The sequence below is a fragment of the Paenibacillus montaniterrae genome (assembly GCF_018403185.1).
Lineage (GTDB): Bacteria > Bacillota > Bacilli > Paenibacillales > Paenibacillaceae > Pristimantibacillus > Pristimantibacillus montaniterrae.
The window spans coordinates 1-1,041 of record NZ_BOSE01000031.1 but is presented as its reverse complement, the minus strand read 5'-3'; the positions used below and the strand labels follow the sequence as shown (position 1 = coordinate 1,041).

Sequence of the window (1,041 nt, the reverse complement as noted above, 5' to 3'; positions counted from 1 at the left end):
TGAGGCATACCAGGGGAACTGAAACATCTAAGTACCCTGAGGAAGAGAAAACAAAAGTGATTCCGTCAGTAGCGGCGAGCGAACGCGGATTAGCCCAAACCAGAGAGCTTGCTCTCTGGGGTTGTAGGACAGCTCACATGGAGTGACAAAGGTGTAGGTTAGGTGAAGAGGTCTGGAAAGGCCCGCTAGAAGAGGTAAAAGCCCTGTAGCCCAAAACCTGCACCCTCCGAGCTGGATCCTGAGTACGGCGGGACACGTGAAACCCCGTCGGAATCCGGCAGGACCATCTGCCAAGGCTAAATACTCCCTAGTGACCGATAGTGAAGCAGTACCGTGAGGGAAAGGTGAAAAGCACCGCGGGAGCGGAGTGAAAAAGAACCTGAAACCGTGCGCTTACAAGAAGTCAGAGCCCATTATAGGGGTGATGGCGTGCCTTTTGTAGAATGAACCGGCGAGTTACGTTTGCATGCAAGGTTAAGTTGGAAAGACGGAGCCGCAGCGAAAGCGAGTCTGAATAGGGCGACAGAGTATGCAGGCGTAGACCCGAAACCGTGTGATCTACCCCTGTCCAGGGTGAAGGTGCGGTAACACGCACTGGAGGCCCGAACCCACGCACGTTGAAAAGTGCGGGGATGAGGTGGGGGTAGCGGAGAAATTCCAATCGAACTCGGAGATAGCTGGTTCTCCCCGAAATAGCTTTAGGGCTAGCCTCGGAGTAGAGTATCATGGAGGTAGAGCACTGATTGGGTGCGGGGCCCGCCAAGGGTTACCAAGTCTAGTCAAACTCCGAATGCCATTGATATGTTATCCGGGAGTCAGACCGTGAGTGCTAAGATCCATGGTCAAGAGGGAAACAGCCCAGATCATCAGCTAAGGTCCCCAAGTGTGTGTTAAGTGGGAAAGGATGTGGAGTTGCACAGACAACCAGGATGTTGGCTTAGAAGCAGCCACCATTTAAAGAGTGCGTAATAGCTCACTGGTCGAGTGACTCTGCGCCGAAAATGTAACGGGGCTAAACACACCACCGAAGCTATGGCATGT

Annotated in this window: 1 rRNA gene; it reads left to right on the top strand. The window is 53.1% G+C overall.

What is annotated here, in order from left to right:
* Positions 1 to 1,041: ribosomal RNA gene (locus KJS52_RS26975) — 23S ribosomal RNA — on the top strand; the annotation flags it as partial.